At 41.5% G+C, this 15,164-nt stretch carries 16 protein-coding genes; 6 read left to right on the top strand and 10 right to left on the bottom strand.

The window, feature by feature from the left end:
• Positions 1 to 105: 105 nt before the first annotated feature.
• Positions 106 to 351 carry a UPF0175 family protein gene (locus U2718_RS22535; RefSeq protein WP_016877053.1) on the top strand — a complete coding sequence of 82 codons (246 nt, stop codon included), beginning with the start codon at positions 106 to 108 and terminating at the stop codon, positions 349 to 351.
• The gene (locus U2718_RS22530) at positions 348 to 713 is read left to right on the top strand and encodes a hypothetical protein (protein ID WP_342002412.1); all 366 of its coding nucleotides are present in this window, start codon (positions 348 to 350) and stop codon (positions 711 to 713) included. Before U2718_RS22535 ends, U2718_RS22530 begins: the two co-directional genes overlap by 4 nt.
• Here U2718_RS22530 and U2718_RS22525 read toward each other — a convergent pair.
• From U2718_RS22525 to U2718_RS22495, 7 genes are all read right to left on the bottom strand, one after another.
• Entirely contained in the window at positions 705 to 1,097 is a 393-nt protein-coding gene (locus U2718_RS22525; protein ID WP_016877051.1) for a type II toxin-antitoxin system VapC family toxin, read from the bottom strand. The two genes, U2718_RS22530 and U2718_RS22525, sit on opposite strands and share 9 nt — an antisense overlap.
• Positions 1,097 to 1,384: a hypothetical protein gene (locus U2718_RS22520; RefSeq protein WP_342002411.1), complete on the bottom strand. Its 288-nt coding sequence runs from the start codon at positions 1,382 to 1,384 to the stop codon at positions 1,097 to 1,099. The genes U2718_RS22525 and U2718_RS22520 overlap by 1 nt, the downstream gene beginning before the upstream one ends.
• A 217-nt stretch (positions 1,385 to 1,601) precedes the next feature.
• Positions 1,602 to 2,471 (bottom strand): class D beta-lactamase, encoded by an 870-nt coding sequence (gene blaOXA, locus U2718_RS22515; RefSeq protein ID WP_342002410.1) that lies wholly within the window; start codon positions 2,469 to 2,471, stop codon positions 1,602 to 1,604.
• A 92-nt stretch (positions 2,472 to 2,563) separates the two neighbouring features.
• Positions 2,564 to 3,676, bottom strand: a complete 1,113-nt coding sequence (locus tag U2718_RS22510) for an aldo/keto reductase (RefSeq protein ID WP_342002409.1) — start codon at positions 3,674 to 3,676, stop codon at positions 2,564 to 2,566.
• Positions 3,677 to 3,812: 136 nt separating this feature from the next.
• Entirely contained in the window at positions 3,813 to 4,715 is a 903-nt protein-coding gene (locus U2718_RS22505; protein ID WP_342002408.1) for an AraC family transcriptional regulator, read from the bottom strand.
• A gap of 228 nt (positions 4,716 to 4,943) precedes the next feature.
• Complete coding sequence (locus tag U2718_RS22500) at positions 4,944 to 6,140, bottom strand: HAMP domain-containing sensor histidine kinase (RefSeq protein ID WP_342002407.1); 1,197 nt, start codon at positions 6,138 to 6,140, stop codon at positions 4,944 to 4,946.
• A gap of 260 nt (positions 6,141 to 6,400) precedes the next feature.
• On the bottom strand, positions 6,401 to 7,465 hold the full coding sequence (locus U2718_RS22495; protein WP_342002406.1) for a potassium channel family protein: 1,065 nt from the start codon (positions 7,463 to 7,465) through the stop codon (positions 6,401 to 6,403).
• Between the two features lie 144 nt (positions 7,466 to 7,609).
• On the opposite strand from U2718_RS22495, the gene U2718_RS22490 reads away from it, so the two are divergent.
• Entirely contained in the window at positions 7,610 to 8,893 is a 1,284-nt protein-coding gene (locus tag U2718_RS22490; RefSeq protein WP_342002405.1) for an aspartate aminotransferase family protein, read from the top strand.
• A 141-nt stretch (positions 8,894 to 9,034) separates the two neighbouring features.
• Here the strand turns inward: U2718_RS22490 and U2718_RS22485 are convergent, their stop codons facing one another.
• A complete protein-coding gene (locus tag U2718_RS22485; protein ID WP_342002404.1) occupies positions 9,035 to 9,907 on the bottom strand; it encodes a shikimate dehydrogenase in 873 nt (290 codons plus the stop codon).
• Between the two features lie 151 nt (positions 9,908 to 10,058).
• Between U2718_RS22485 and U2718_RS22480 the strand changes: the two genes are divergently transcribed.
• Positions 10,059 to 10,997, top strand: coding sequence for an alpha/beta fold hydrolase (locus tag U2718_RS22480; protein ID WP_342002403.1), 939 nt, complete (start codon positions 10,059 to 10,061; stop codon positions 10,995 to 10,997).
• Between the two features lie 113 nt (positions 10,998 to 11,110).
• Here U2718_RS22480 and U2718_RS22475 read toward each other — a convergent pair whose 3' ends face one another.
• A complete protein-coding gene (locus U2718_RS22475; RefSeq protein ID WP_342002402.1) occupies positions 11,111 to 11,821 on the bottom strand; it encodes a hypothetical protein in 711 nt (236 codons plus the stop codon).
• Between the two features lie 568 nt (positions 11,822 to 12,389).
• Positions 12,390 to 12,938: a L,D-transpeptidase gene (locus U2718_RS22470; RefSeq protein WP_342002401.1), complete on the bottom strand. Its 549-nt coding sequence runs from the start codon at positions 12,936 to 12,938 to the stop codon at positions 12,390 to 12,392.
• A gap of 783 nt (positions 12,939 to 13,721) precedes the next feature.
• On the opposite strand from U2718_RS22470, the gene U2718_RS22465 reads away from it, so the two are divergent.
• Entirely contained in the window at positions 13,722 to 14,315 is a 594-nt protein-coding gene (locus U2718_RS22465) for a DUF1802 family protein (protein ID WP_342002400.1), read from the top strand.
• 497 nt (positions 14,316 to 14,812) lie between these two features.
• Entirely contained in the window at positions 14,813 to 15,064 is a 252-nt protein-coding gene (locus U2718_RS22460; RefSeq protein ID WP_342002399.1) for a hypothetical protein, read from the top strand.
• Positions 15,065 to 15,164: the final 100 nt, after the last annotated feature.

The raw sequence follows: 15,164 nt of genomic DNA, 5'->3' as shown, positions 1-15,164 counted from the left end.
AAGAGCTTAAAAAAAGCATATTATCTCTTATTCAGAGCTAGACTTGGCTACAGTACAATTGTCTATTCTGAAATAAAAAAACTTATCATTTCGGACTAATCCCTCATGAGCGTTGTAATCCCTGATGATATCCTTCAAGCCTCTGGACTATCCGAAGAGGAACTACTACAGGAAATCGTGCTCATGCTGTTTGAGAAAAAGAGAATCAGCATTGGCAAAGCTAGCAATTTACTGGGAATGAATCTGATCCAGTTTCAACATCTAATTGCCAGCCGTGATATCCACATTCACTACGATATTGAAGATCTCAAAGCTGATGTTGCCACCCTCAAACGCCTAAAGCGGCTATGACTATTGTTTGTAATACCTTACCCATCAGCAATCTAGCTGCTATCGGTCAACTGTTGGTGCTTCAGCAAGTATATGGCAATATCACTATTCCACAGGCTGTTGCTGATGAGATAGCAAAAGTGGCAACAATCTATGCTCAAGCAGCATTAGTACCCTCTCAACCCTGGATTAATGTTCAATCTGTTGGCGATCCGACAACTGTGCAGCGGCTACGCGGGCGGAAGTTGGATGGTGGCGAATCTGAAGCGATCGCTCTAGCTCTTGAGCTAGATGCAGAACTGTTAATTATCGACGAACTATTAGGAAGAGAGATTGCTGTTAATGAAGGATTAAAGAAACCATTGATTTTTGCCCTACACTAAAAGGCGACTAAAACCCTCTTGCTCAAAGTGGCGATCGCTAGTTAGTGCCTCAGTAATTCCCCGCTGGCGCATTAACACAAAGCTAACTGAATCACACAGAGAATAAGTTTTGTCTTGCCTCACTAGAAGTAGCTCTACTGCGGCTCGGTGCAATGGCTCATCAACCCAAACCGTTTCTATATCAGGGTTATCCAACAAGTCAACAATAAAATCAAGGACAAATGAACGCGGAAAACGCCTTGCATTTGCTAGGGCAACATATTCAGCGATGATATAGCTGTGAGTCAGTAGAACTGTAGCTTTCTTGTACACAGCACGAGCCTGAGTATGAAAAGGCTCGGTTTGATAATGCAAACAAAGCAACCCAGAAGTATCGAGGAGCATTAATCCTCCTCGTGCGTATTGGCATACTCTTTAGCTAAATCTGCATCAATGCTCTCGTTATCTACATCTGTCGCATAACCAAGGTTGATTTCCCCGAAATGACGCTCAAATTTTGCTCGTGCTACCTCCTTTTCTGCTTCAGTTAGAAGCAATTTGAAAACTTGATCAAACTGCTGCTCTAGCAAAATTGCAGCTAGGCGTTCTGGAGAGATACCAATCTTTTTAGCTTGTTGTTGAATGGAACTAAAAACTCGATCACTCAGTTCTAGAGTCAGAATTTGGCTCATAGGGGTATTGCAAAACAGCTAGAGGCTACCGCAATTATAGCTTTGGCTAAAACAGGAGCGTTTTATAGTCCTTCTATTGTGTTCGGCATATATCATGAGTCAATGATATAAAGCTTACAACAGTCCATTGCACCACGGTTATTATGCAGCACTACGGCGTCCTACGACGATTGGTTGGTGAAGTATTCCGTCCAAACGTTGGACATCCGTATTGGACTTATAACAATCTCAGATCCTTAAAACAACGGCGTGTTATCTCCATTCGAGCAGAAGCGTCTTTATCCTTACGAATCTCTATATTTGTGGCAAAAAAGTAAACATTTTTTCCTCTCTCCAAATACCCAACTAACCACCCGATTTGGGGTTTTACGCCATCGTCAAATCCAACCCAACCTGTTTTTCCTGTAATTGTGTAGTCTGGAGTTTTCTCCAGAATCATAATCTTTTTGACAAGGTCGAGCGATCGCTTAGAAAATGGTAAATCATTATTATAAAAGCGGCGAAGAAACTGAATTTGCTGTTCAGGGGTGGTTCGTAACTCTCCTCGTAACCAGAATTTGTCAATATCCTCTTTATTGCCAATTTTTTGGTTGCTGTATCCGACTTGAGTCACCCATTTTTGCATCCGTTCGTATCCGACTCGACGGGCTAAAACTTGATAAAACCAAATTGCAGAAAGATTGATTGCTTCTTTCATATTCAAGTCCCGGTTCCATTCTGGCAGCTTTCTTTGAATGCCGTCCCACGTTAAAATCGCAATTTCATCTGGAATGACTCCTGTTTCCAACGCAATTAGAGAATTTAGAATTTTGAAAGTGGAACCAGGTAAAAAAGCTGTTTTGTTCCGGGATGGATTGTGTTGAAAGATGCGATTGTTGTTTGAGTCGTAAATTAGAATTGAACCTTCAACCCCTAGCTCTCGAAAATGCTGTGCAAAATCGATGTTTTGAGCCACCTCTAAATGATTTGGAGACTTATTCGCTGAATTTGGTGTTGTTGCAACTGATTGCACAGTCTGATACAGGACAGTGGCAGTGCAACACAATACAACAAAAACTATCATAACAAAGCGAACTATTCGATTCATCGGCTTTTCCCCGTTTAGGTATATGTGGCTAGGACTGCCCAACAGAGCCGCCTTACTCAATGACAGTCCATCCGCACTTAAATTATTCCGATTTATGACACTCCTGCACCAGCCGCTCGAATAATTACATCAGGGTAATATCCCTTTGGCTTCAAACCGACTGGCTTACCACCATGAATCATGCCTTGAATCTCTGGCTCGAAGAAACTATAGGGAAATTGAGGCTCAGGACGACTAATTACCTCAAGGCGATCGCTCAATTCAGCAGGTATATCAAAATCTAATGCTTTAAGATTGTCCTCCAGTTGCGATCGCTTCGTCGCTCCCACAATCACTGAAGCAATCCCAGGTTGGTTTGCTGTCCAGTTTACAGCAACTTGAGCCATGCTGCGATCCAATTCTTTCGCTACATTTTCCAGTTCTGCAACAATTTTCCAGTTCCGCTCTGTGAACTTCTGAAATGCTGGATTTTGGCTGTCTTTGAGGGTATCCAGTCGTCCCTCTCCAGTGAATGCACCCTGACTCGGCTTATATTTGCCGCTCAAAAGCCCGCTTGCCAGTGGACTCCACACCATGATGCCCATACCAAGTTCCAGCCCTAGCGGAATAAACTCACGTTCAATGCTTCGCTCAACCAGGGAATACTCTAATTGCAGAGTACTTAACGGCTCATAACCGCGCCACTGGGCAAGCGTTTGCGCTCGTGCTGCATACCATGCTGGCGTGTCACTCAACCCCACATAACGCACTTTGCCCGCTCGCACCAAATCATCGAGTGTTCGCATCACTTCTTGAGCAGGTGTGATTTGATCCCAAGTATGAAGAATGTATAGATCTATGTAATCGGTTCCTAGCCGTCTTAGGGAACCTTCCACAGCCCGCAGAATATTCTTGCGTCCGTTACCGCCTGCATTTGGATTTCCTGGTTCTGCATTGTAGCTGAATTTGGTTGTCATCACGACGCGATCGCGTAATCCCCGCTCTGCCACAAATTTGCCAATCCAAGTCTCGCTTGTCCCGTTTGTATACAAGTCTGCGGTGTCAATGAAATTTCCACCTGCATCAATATAAGTGTTGAATAATTGACGTGCCGTATCTTCATCGGCTCCCCAACCCCATTCTGTCCCAAAAGTCATTGCACCTAGCGCCAGTCGGCTAACTCGTAGTCCAGAACTTCCTAATGTGTAATATGAATTGAGAGACATGAATGTTGCTCCTGAATGGTTCACATTCACAAGCATAAATTGGAGTAGCTGTTGTAGCCTTGAACGATCTGAGCAACTTTTTGTACAAAATGACTCTTTAATTAGGGATTGGGGACTAGGGCGTGTTTTCAAACCTTCAGATTCCCGACTTTTTAAAAAAGTCGAGAATATATAAACTCTGATGAGAGAGAATAGCCTTTGGCGTTACTCCAAAAATCCGCTTAAAATGACGATGCAAGTGGCTCTGATCGGCAAAACCAACTTCAACTGCAACTTCATTGATCGAAAAGCTGCGAGTAAGTAGAAGTTCCTTCGCCCGATTCACTCGCAAGTGAATTAAGTATTGATGGGGAGCCATTCCTGTCGCTTGCTTAAACAGGCGACGCAGATGAGATGGGCTGAGATTGACTGTCTGGGCAAGTACCTCTAATGAAAGATCTTGGTCGAGGTGGGAGTGCATATAATTGATCGCACGAGCAATTTGTTGATGAGTTAGGCTACTAGGCGATCGCGCTTCCCGAAACTGGGTAGTATAATTTCTCAACAAGTGAACTGACAAAACATTAAGTAGCGAGTCAAGGTAAAGCTTACCACCAGCACCACCATTGTTTTGCTCGTCTAAAAGCCACTGACTGATTTGCAGAATTTTGGCATCGTGAGTATGAGTAGTATTAATTATTTCATAGGAGCTACAGGAATTGGTGCCTGTTTGCTCTGCAACTTGTGCAATCAACTTAGGCGATACATCTAGTCGAATAAACGATATTGCTTCGCTCCATTGGCAAGAAGCCATGCTACCTGCGGAATTAATATTAATACTACCTGCTTGAGCTAGTCCTTGGAATCGCAGGCTGTCAGCCCGCTCCATCACTTCGACTGGTTGTGGAGTTGTATGAATAACGATTAGATGATTAGGAAGTGAGCCAACTGTAAGCTCTTGAGGTGCGACATTGTGAGCTTGGAAAATTTCGAGATCTTGACAATGATACTGCGCATGGCTTAATGATGGTTGTTCAGTGATCGCTTGATTTTGCTGCATTTTCCCTCACAGTGCCTGATCGGGTGCAAGCTCATAATTAGAGCTTCTTCTCTTGTCAACATTAAGGTTCCTAAAAGAGTAATTGTTTTGTCAATAACCTTAAGAATGTTCTTACAGATAAACTTACAGACAAGCCCTAAACTACCATTTCCACAAATTGCTCATGCGGCGATCGCAAAAGCTGACAAAAGCTGAATAGAAGAAAATCGCGAACGAAACACTTTATGATCATAATGCGATCACTTCTAATGGCAAAATTACTGTAAACGTAGATCCTTTACCAAGTTGTGAAAGCACTTTGATTTCACCACTCATTAACTGAACTAACCGGGATACAATCGCTAAACCCAATCCTGTACCATCAGAACCTTGTAGTTGTATATCATTGACTGCACGAAAATAAGGATCGAAAATTTTTGCTTGAGCTTCAGGGGAAATGCCAACACCACTATCACTAACAGAAATAGCCCACTTTTTCTCGCAGACTACCCAGCACTCCAGTTCAATTGAACCAGATTCTGTGTAGCGAATGGCATTGCTGAGTAGATTAGTGAGAATTTGCTGAAGTCGAAGCGGATCGATGATCGCTTTTTCGGGAGCGCGATCGCAATTCACAACTAAGGATAATTCCTTGGCACGCGCTAGTGGTTCTATAATCTCTATGACTGAGTTGATTAACCCCCGCACATTAGTTGGAGTAGGTTGTAATTTCATCTTACCGGCATCGTAACGCGAAATTTCCAAAGTGTCGTTAATCAGTCGCAGCAGCAACCTACCGCTTTTTAAGACTCGCTCAATACTTTCAAGGTTTGGATGAGAGTCCTTAGTTTCGAGTTGTTTTTGACGATGCTGGCGCAAAAATAGATCTGAGTAACCAATTATTGAAGTCAGAGGCGTTTTTAGTTCGTGAGCTAAATGAGAGATAGTATCTTGACTAGCTTTAACCAAACGAGTTAGCTCTTGATTAGTCAATTGCAACTGACTTTGGAGTTTTTCTAGTTTTTGTATTCTTCCTTGGGTATAGCTGTTGAAGCAACGAGCGATCGCTTCGTCAATGACTGTATCAATTAGGCGCACAGCCCGCAGCATTTCTGTTGGAGTTGCCTTTAATAAATCTTCTTCTAAAAGGGAAAAAATTACAAACCTGAGTAAACGATACTCTCGCGCAATTTCTGCTGGCTCAAATTCTTGTTCTGCCCGAATTCTACCGTGTTCGAGACTTGCATCAACTACCGTTTCCAAATCACTACTCATAGATTCAGAAAGCACAGTTGCTAATGCTTCTAAAACACGGGGTAAGCTATTCCTTACAGCATTAAAAGTAAGTTCTCTAGTAGCTGCAATTTGTTGGTCTTGGTAAACTGCTTCTACCCATCGATCTACAATGGCATCATTTTTTTCAATTAGAATCTGACAAAAATCCATCTTTTACCCAAACCGAAGATATTAAACCCAAAGTCTCTTCAACTAGAGGTAGCTTAATGTGTTTGATAAGCGATCGCACCTTACGTAAGATGGAGGTTAGTCAATTGTCATTAGTCATTAGTCATTGGTCATTTGTTAGAGACGCGATAAATCGCGTCTGTACAATTAGTGGTTTCTCCTCCTTGCGCCCTGCACCCTTGCTTCTTTCTGTTCCCTGTCCCCTGTTCCCTATCCCCTGTCCCCTATCCCCTATCCCCTTCTTACATTTTCTTCGGTCTGCGCAACTTTTTGGAACTAATCGGCCCTAACAATTGGTTAAGAGCACGCAATTGTTCTGCGGTACCCATTGCTATAACTACATCTCCCGGCATAAACACTGTATCAGCAGTAGGGCCACCGATGAGATTGCCATCAGTGCGGCGAATAGCGAGAATCAATGCTCCTGTTTGCACTCGCAATTTTGCTTGCCCTAAAGTTTGCCCAACAACCGGACAAACACTCGGTTCGAGCAAATATTCTTCCATATACAATTGTCGGTCTGTACCTGAGATAATACCATCTACAAAGTCCATCACCTGGGGTCTAAGAGCAGCAGCAGCCATCCGCTTTCCACCAGTGATATAAGGAGAAATCACAGCATCTGCACCACCGCGCTGCAACTTTTGCAAAGCTTCTTCTGTACTTGCTCGTGCGATCGCTCGAATACCTGGATTGAGATATTTGGCGGAAAGTACTGTATATAAATTTTCTGCATCGGAAGGTAGGGCTGCAACTATACAAGCTGCCCTTTCAATACCCACCCTTAGCAAAGTTTCATCCAATGTGGCATCACCCTGATATATTGTATAACCCATCTCCTGAGCTTTACGCACTGATTCAATATCTGAGTCAATAATTACAAAAGAGACACCTTCTGCCCGAAATTCTGTGGCAATTTGGCGACCAGTCCGACTAAATCCACAGATGATATAATGCCCTGATAATGATTCCATTGTGCGCCGCACCTGTTGCAGTCGAATTCTTTCTTGAAAGTAGCCTTCAATAACCGCTTCTGTAAATCGGTTGACAATATAACCGATAGTCATCACTCCCATTAAAATTAGGGCGATGGTAAACAGCCGTCCTCTGTCACCTAATGGATGTGTCTCACCGTAACCAACAGTAGCTAAAGTGATAACTGTCATGTAAAGTGCATCTTCCCATGACCAGCCTTCCACAAAGCGATACCATAAAGTACCGATCAGGAGCACACCCACCAGGGCAACTACCCCTGCCATTAACTCTTTCTGAATGCGTTGATATTTTTGTTCCAGAGTTGAGTACACAATTTTTACCACCGCCACTCGTTTGAGGATAACTGAGGGTCAGCCTAAGATGAAGTAAGTAATAGCTGAGAATCAGAAATTTTTAAAGATTTCTATCAAGCTAGTGATTTAGTATACCGTAGAGGATATTCAGGAGCGATCGCAGTGAGCCTAGACACTCTTGTTCAACAACCCCCCTTTCCCTCTGAGTCTGGTTCTGTATCATCTAGCCCTTTTGACGCCGATAATTTTAATGCAGTTGTCATGTCCACCTATGGGCGATTTCCCCTCGCTTTAGAACGAGGTGCTGGATGTCGCGTCTGGGATACGCAGGGGCGAGAATATCTCGACTTTGTCGCCGGAATTGCCACTTGTACCTTAGGACATGCTCACCCGGCAATGGTGGAGGCGGTAACCCGCCAAATTCAAAAGCTACACCACATTTCTAATTTGTACTACATTCCAGAGCAGGGAGAACTGGCCAAGTGGATAGTTGAACATTCCTGTGCTGATCGCGTATTTTTCTGCAACTCTGGAGCGGAAGCTAACGAAGCTGCAATTAAGCTAGCGCGAAAATACGCCCATACAGTCCTGCAAATAGAACATCCAATTATCTTAACTGCTCACTCTAGTTTCCACGGCAGAACTCTAGCAACAATTACTGCCACGGGACAACCGAAGTATCAAAAAAACTTCGATCCCCTTGTACCTGGATTCTACCATGTACCCTATAACGACATAGCGGCAGTTGAATCAGCTATTGGCGAATTAGATGAAGGTGACTACCAAGTAGCAGCAATTTTATTAGAACCATTGCAAGGAGAAGGTGGTGTTCGTCCGGGAGATGTAACTTATTTCCAAAAGCTCCGACAAATTTGCGATGAAACGGGTGTGCTGCTTATTTTCGATGAAGTGCAAGTTGGCATGGGGCGCAGTGGTAAGTTATGGGGTTACGAACATCTTGGCGTTGAGCCGGATATTTTCACTAGTGCCAAAGGCTTAGGCGGTGGTATTCCCATCGGAGCCATGATGGCTAAGAAGTTCTGCGATGTGTTCCAAAGCGGAGAACATGCTAGCACCTTTGGTGGCAATCCTTTTGCCTGTGCAGTTGCTTTCGCTGTTTGCCAAACTTTGGAAAAGGAAAATATTTTACAGAATGTTCGACAAAGGGGTGAACAACTGCGAGCCGGGTTAAGGGCGATCGCAGCAAAATATCCCCATCATCTTAATGAGGTGCGCGGTTGGGGTTTAATCAACGGACTAGAGTTAAACGCAGATGCTGATTTAACAGCTGCTGATGTTGTCAAAGCTGCTATTGATGAAGGTTTATTGCTTGTACCAGCAGGCCCGAAAGTTGTCCGATTTGTGCCACCATTAATTGTGACGGACAAAGAAGTAGATACGGCTTTGCAACTAGTTGACAAAGTAATGGCGACTGTTACAGCATAAGTAAACCAAACTACAACACAGACACGGCAATGCTGTGTCTGTTAACTTTATAACAAGTGTATAGAACAAGCTTTTCACCTTCTGCCATTTGCCCTCTGCTCTCTGCTCTTTACTCTCTGCCTCCTGCCATCTGCCTTCTACTTATAAACCCAGATGCTTTCGTAAAGCTTGACGCATCACATCCACAGGCACACTTTCCCTTTGCAACCAAATTTTTAATGCTGCTGCACCTTGTTGAACGAGCATTTCCAACCCATCAATGGAGATTACACCTACTTGTTGCGCTTTCTGGAGAAATTTAGTTGGGTTAGGAGTATAAATCAAATCGTAGGCGATCGCTTTTGGTGGTAAGTCTGCCATTTCCTCTACACTTAAAGGCGACTCCTCCACCTTGGGATACATACCAATAGGGGTTGTATTTACCAATAAATTTGCTTGCGGAAGTAAATTTGGCAATTCATCCCAGCGATGAACTTCGAGATTCATTGCGAAGCGTGAATTTCCCCAACTATTACGGAATTCTTTCAAACGCTGCACGTTGCGCCCAACAACATGAATTTCCCTACAACCCAATTGAGTACAAGCTGCTACCACAGCTCTTGCCGCACCACCATTACCTAAAATGACTGCTACTTTTTGACTCCACTCTTGGTGATATGTTTGCAAGGGAGCAAGAAATCCTTCCACATCAGTGTTTGTACCCACCCATTTATTCTCTTTGCGAACAACTGTGTTTACCGCTCCCACAGCTTGAGCAATTGGTTCTATCGCTGATAACAAAGGCAATATAGCCTGTTTATGAGGAATTGTCACACTAAAGCCCACAACACCAATGGCAGCAAAGCCTTGAATTGCTGCTTGTAGCTCCTCTGGTTTGATTGGAAAGGGAAGATAGACATAATCTAGTTGCAACTCTTGTATCGCTGCATTGTGCATCGCTGGCGATAGCGAATGTTCGACTGGATGCCCAATCACTCCCAACAATTTTGTTTTTCCTGTAATCAATTGTTGCATTTCCTTAAGAATTTCAATTCCCTAAATACCAAGGAAACCAAGAGATGAGAAATTGGTCTTTGGCAATATTTGTAGGCTATAGGTTATCAGCCTATCAGCTGAGAATGTCAGATTACAATAATTAAAAGTTACTTAACATTTCTTTGGAATCATGCAGGCAACGACAGCCTCTTCAACCCCAATTCCTGGTCAATATTGGCAGTGGCGAGGACATAATATCTATTACGTCAGAGCAGGAGAACCCCAGCCCCAACGTCCACCCTTACTGCTAGTGCATGGGTTCGGTGCTTCTTGTGACCACTGGTACAAGAATATAATTGGACTTTGTAAAGAATTTGAAGTTTGGGCTATAGATCTTTTAGGTTTCGGACGTTCTGCCAAACCTAAACTAGAGTACAGTGGTAACTTGTGGCGCGATCAGCTCTATGACTTTATTACAGAAATGATTGGTCGCAAAACAGTGCTAGCAGGAAATTCCCTTGGTGGCTATGCTAGTTTATGTGTTGCAGCTCAACGTCCCGATGCAGTGACAGGTTTAGTTTTACTCAACAGTGCAGGGCCTTTTAGCGAAAACCAGCCTTCAACTGAACCAGAAGCATTACAAGCTCAGATTGAACCACCCCAACAACCAGATCCATTACAGAAACTACTAGGCGACGTTGTGAAGTGGATTTTTCAACAGCCTTTGTCTCAGTTCATTTTATTTCAATACGTGCGACAAAAGAAGGTAATTCGCCAAACTCTAAACAAAGTCTACCTCGACAAAAGCGCAATTACAGACCAATTAGTAGAAGAAATTTATCGTCCTGCTTGCGATCCAGGTGCTTTTGATGTCTTTTCCTCAGTCTTCAAAACTCCTCAAGGGGAAAAAGTTGATTTTTTGTTGAAGCAATTAACTTGTCCGCTATTGTTGTTGTGGGGAGAAGCCGATCCTTGGATGAATGCCAGAGAACGTTCTCAAAAATTCCGGCAATACTATCCTGAACTCACAGAACATTTTTTACGAGCAGGGCATTGTCCCCATGACGAAGTACCAGAACAGGTAAACCCTCTATTGCGGGAGTGGGTTTTGTCTAGAGTTATGAGTTAGTAGATAGTGGTTAGTAGGGGCGGGTTTTATTGATTATCTTTCGGTGAAAACCAACAAATTATCTTCATAAACCCGTCCGTACAGTTGTTGACTACTAACCACTAACAGCCTACTTATTTTAAAATCAATGATTTAATTTGTTGTTCGATTTCATCGCTAACTATCTCCGTGCCAATATCTGGTTGAGCAAGTTTAACTTTGATAAAATTCGTCTCATCTTTATCTGTAAATTTTTTGTCATTATCAGAATCCTTAAGAATTTTGATCAAAATGGCGTCAACACTTTGTACGACAGCCCAATTCATCACTTGAGTATGATTTGGAGTAATTTGTTGAAGATTTTTCCCTGCTAAATCAGAGAGATATCCAATTCTGGCATCTTGATAGTCTAGTTTTTTATCTCCGTTGGTATCACTGTTAATTATTTGATAGAACCAAAATCTAGGGGGTATTTTCCCTTGTTTTTGTGACAATAATTCAAATCCAGTGACAATTGCTTTTTTATTTAATAACAGGTGAGTTTTAGAATCTTTCTTAGAATAGAATATTAGATTAATATATTGATTTATTCCTGAATAAGAACGCGAATAACTATGGTAACTTTCTTTATCTACATTTCTATCAGCTAAACTAACAGGAATCAATATATGGTCTAATTGTTCTTTAATAACTAAATCGCCATAGGTAAGATTTGGTTGTGGCTTTTGCTGGGCAGTTGCCTGTGTCTGTTCTAATTCTTTGATAATACTTTTCTGACAAGATAAAGAAAGTGTAGATACAATAGCAAATGCAGCTATTTTAAAGTAAAAACTATAATTTATCATTCAATATTTCCAGCAGGATATGTCGTTGTCCTATTGTATTTACTGCTGGTTAATTGTCTAGTGCTTTACTAAGCTAAAATGTAATGCCTAAATGCAAAAACCTGGTCAGAGGTGACCAGGTTCTGCAAACTCGTTAGTGATCAAGTTGATGTAATTACGTACTTAGTAAAAAGTAAACAACTAGGGTGGACATTAGTAACAGCAAACTTAGCATTTTCTCGTTTTTCCGCTTTGGGATTTGGCTTCCCTTTATTTATGGGGATATCTGCCACTTCAGTGATGATTATGCTATGAGTTTGCTTGGGCTATGACGGGAGACACCATGTCATCTACCCTCATCAGTTTGGTTGTGCTTTGTTTGGTGTCCTGCTTATAAAGTTACCATCTAGAAAATAAGCTGTAAGCCTCTTTTAACCGAATTTTACGAGTCTTTAAACTTCTCAATAAATTAGTAGTATCTGTTAACGTATTTTTGTTATGAGTGTTAGTAGTTAGTAGGGGAGCCAGTGCGGTGGCTCCCCCATCCTCCTCTCCGTGTCCTTGCCCTAATTTCCTTCTGACTTCCAAGCTATTGCATTACTGTGACTGAAGTTCCCACACTGACTTGATGGAACAATTCCTGAATATCTTTGTTGTACATCCGAATGCAACCGTGTGAGGTGGCTTTACCTACTGACTCCGGATTCGGGGTACCGTGAAAACCAATCCAAGTTTTACCATTTGTCCAAAATCCAATCCAGTATTTACCAAGAGGATTGTCAGATTGTCCCCCCAAGATAGACTTACCTGTAAAAGGGTTCATCCAAGCAGGATTTTCTAACTTTGTCATTACTTGGAAGTTACCAGTAGGAGTTTCCCAACCTGAGCGCCCTACTGCTACAGGATAAGTTTTTATTTGATTATTTCCTCGATATAGAATTAATTGACGGCGACTAAGACTAATTATTAAGTCAAGAGGTTGAGTTTTAGAATTATCTGTAGATTTTGCTTTAGTTTGAGAAGATGAAGTGCTATGGGATGGCGCTTCTACTAGAAGATTGAATAAAGCACTGGCAGTTGCAACCATCACAAAACTAGCAAGCATTTTATATAAATTTGGATTATTGATTATCCTCATTTTGAACTCCAAATTAGAGCAAAAACTCCTCAACTGCCAAGCAGTCGATCAAAATGTGAAAAATATTGCAACACTTCTGATTTGGAATGAACTGGGATAATGTGCTTCCAAGTTGCACATTCTCTGGTTAAGACTGTCAATAGTTCTTTGGAATTACAAATGACTGATGACTAATGACAAAGGACGACTTTTATAGATGTGTTTTGGCTGAGTAGAGTCAGAAGTGTTTGACTTGTTATGCAAATAGCAGTTACTAGATATGCAAATTTATTATTAATACTTAGCTCTGTTAACTACTTTACTCGTCTGTCTCAAGGTGAGTGTAAAGTTAAACTCTTATGTGACTCTGAATACAGAATTAGTTGTGACTTGTCGATATGATTAAAAATCCATTATCTTGCCTTAAAAGTAAATTAAGACTCTGTTTTTTTGACGTAGGCAGATTTTTGACTCATCTGTATGCTCTATCGCTATTCATTTGGGAACACCAAGACTGAACTCTAATTCAATAAAGTCTATTGGAAAAGCTCGTTATATTAACCGTAAAGCAATCTGTGTACAAGCACTAAAGACTTTTTGACTTCCCTATGTCTCAGGGTACAGAAGTTGAACTAACAAATTTATAATAGGTTGCTTTCTTCAATATAAGTGTTAGTGTGTAATTTTTAAATCCAAATATTCCTAGCGATATAATTGATGACCAATCCTAAAATCATTACTGTAGATAGTTGTATGACGTATAGCTATTGGTCTCAAATAAAATTAGAGTTACAGTAAATACTTATGAAATTAACTACAAATTTTTACGCACTCAAAGAATGGGCAATTGCCGTCACTGCATTAGAGAATGGCAAAACAATTATGCTGCTTCGCAAAGGTGGTATCCACGAAAAACATGGGCGCTTCCAAGTAGCTCATGATCAAATTTTGCTCTACCCAACTTATGAGCATCAACAGCCTTTTCTGCTCAAACCTGAGTACGCCGAGCTTGTATGCCCAGTCACACCAGGCTGGCATCCAGAAACAGTTCGTATTAGCAGTTGGGCAAAAATTAGCGATATTCTCCCCGTTGCTGACGAAGCTATTGTCAATGCTTTACTCCCTTTCCACATTTGGAATGAGTACTTTATTAGCGATCGCCTCAAATGGAAACCACGTCAGCCATTGTATGTCCTGCTGCTGCGAACTTATAAATTACCTCAAGTTCAAGAAATTTCTTACCGCAGCGAATACGGTGGCTGTAAGTCATGGATTGATTTAGCAGAACAAATTGATTTACAAGGCTCAGAACCAGTTTTATCTGACTTTGCCTACTCTCGATTAGTTGCAGAAATTCGTGACATCGTCGGTGACAAGTTTCATGCCCCATGCATTTAAAAATTAGGCAGTCGTTATGAATAAGATTCACAACTAAGCATGAAAAAGGTTTCTTTCCCCTACAGCCTTTTTCAAGCTGAACACCTACGGGTTTTTTACCCACAACACTCGTTATGAAAATATTTCTTTGTTCTCTGCTCGCTATTTTCGTAGGAGTAATCAAGATCCCAAATCCCCACGAATAAATCCAGAAAGTACCTCTCTGTGGAGATTGTAAGCTTTGAGTTCTAAATTATGTTCAATCGAAAATTATTAGCAAAAAATCGTATTGATCGATACATACATATTTCTTAACAACACATAACATGAAATGAACGTAAGTACTATCTATAGCTGCTACTCTTTATGAGGCTTACTAACGTTTACTCATACTCAAGAAAGAAGTATTTGATTTTACGCATTCATAGAATTAAGCAACAAATTATCCCACTGGGTGATGTTAGACTTGACAAAAGTCTGTCATTATGCATTTAAAGATAAAAGTAAAGGAGTTTGCCATGCATCGAAGAATGTGCTGGTTGTCTGCATCAGGTGAAGAAGGAGATAAAATCTTGCACTTGCAGACTGCGCCTAATCAACCCTGGCGTCCTTACACTGCTTTTCCCCAATATTCAGTACCAGATTACAAAATACCAGGCGGTTCTAGAGGTTGGGCAACTTACCAAAAGTTGTTGAAAGCGGGTTGGACTTTAGTGCCTACTGCATTAGCGAACGAGTTCTCAACATCAGTTGCTCCAGTGGAATTATGAGTTATTAGTTAGTAGCTATGAGTTAGTAGTTATGAGTTAGTATAGGTGGGTTTTACACGATATTCTACCTTTTGGCTTTACAGATAATACTTCTAAAACC

Origin of the sequence: Chlorogloeopsis sp. ULAP02 (assembly GCF_038404745.2) — a bacterium.
GTDB lineage: Bacteria > Cyanobacteriota > Cyanobacteriia > Cyanobacteriales > Nostocaceae > Chlorogloeopsis.
This window is presented reverse-complemented; position numbering and strand designations above follow the sequence as displayed.

Excerpts from the sequence above, each read along its gene's own strand:
- U2718_RS22480 (WP_342002403.1), top strand. The coding sequence starts at position 10,059 with ATGCAGGCAACGACAGCCTCTTCAACCCCAATTCCTGGTCAATATTGG.
- U2718_RS22485 (WP_342002404.1), bottom strand. The coding sequence starts at position 9,907 with ATGCAACAATTGATTACAGGAAAAACAAAATTGTTGGGAGTGATTGGG.
- U2718_RS22500 (WP_342002407.1), bottom strand. The coding sequence starts at position 6,140 with ATGGATTTTTGTCAGATTCTAATTGAAAAAAATGATGCCATTGTAGAT.
- U2718_RS22470 (WP_342002401.1), bottom strand. The coding sequence starts at position 12,938 with ATGAGGATAATCAATAATCCAAATTTATATAAAATGCTTGCTAGTTTT.
- U2718_RS22530 (WP_342002412.1), top strand. The coding sequence starts at position 348 with ATGACTATTGTTTGTAATACCTTACCCATCAGCAATCTAGCTGCTATC.
- U2718_RS22505 (WP_342002408.1), bottom strand. The coding sequence starts at position 4,715 with ATGCAGCAAAATCAAGCGATCACTGAACAACCATCATTAAGCCATGCG.
- U2718_RS22460 (WP_342002399.1), top strand. The coding sequence starts at position 14,813 with ATGCATCGAAGAATGTGCTGGTTGTCTGCATCAGGTGAAGAAGGAGAT.
- U2718_RS22510 (WP_342002409.1), bottom strand. The coding sequence starts at position 3,676 with ATGTCTCTCAATTCATATTACACATTAGGAAGTTCTGGACTACGAGTT.
- U2718_RS22520 (WP_342002411.1), bottom strand. The coding sequence starts at position 1,384 with ATGAGCCAAATTCTGACTCTAGAACTGAGTGATCGAGTTTTTAGTTCC.
- U2718_RS22465 (WP_342002400.1), top strand. The coding sequence starts at position 13,722 with ATGAAATTAACTACAAATTTTTACGCACTCAAAGAATGGGCAATTGCC.
- U2718_RS22535 (WP_016877053.1), top strand. The coding sequence starts at position 106 with ATGAGCGTTGTAATCCCTGATGATATCCTTCAAGCCTCTGGACTATCC.
- U2718_RS22475 (WP_342002402.1), bottom strand. The coding sequence starts at position 11,821 with ATGATAAATTATAGTTTTTACTTTAAAATAGCTGCATTTGCTATTGTA.
- U2718_RS22525 (WP_016877051.1), bottom strand. The coding sequence starts at position 1,097 with ATGCTCCTCGATACTTCTGGGTTGCTTTGTTTGCATTATCAAACCGAG.
- blaOXA (WP_342002410.1), bottom strand. The coding sequence starts at position 2,471 with ATGAATCGAATAGTTCGCTTTGTTATGATAGTTTTTGTTGTATTGTGT.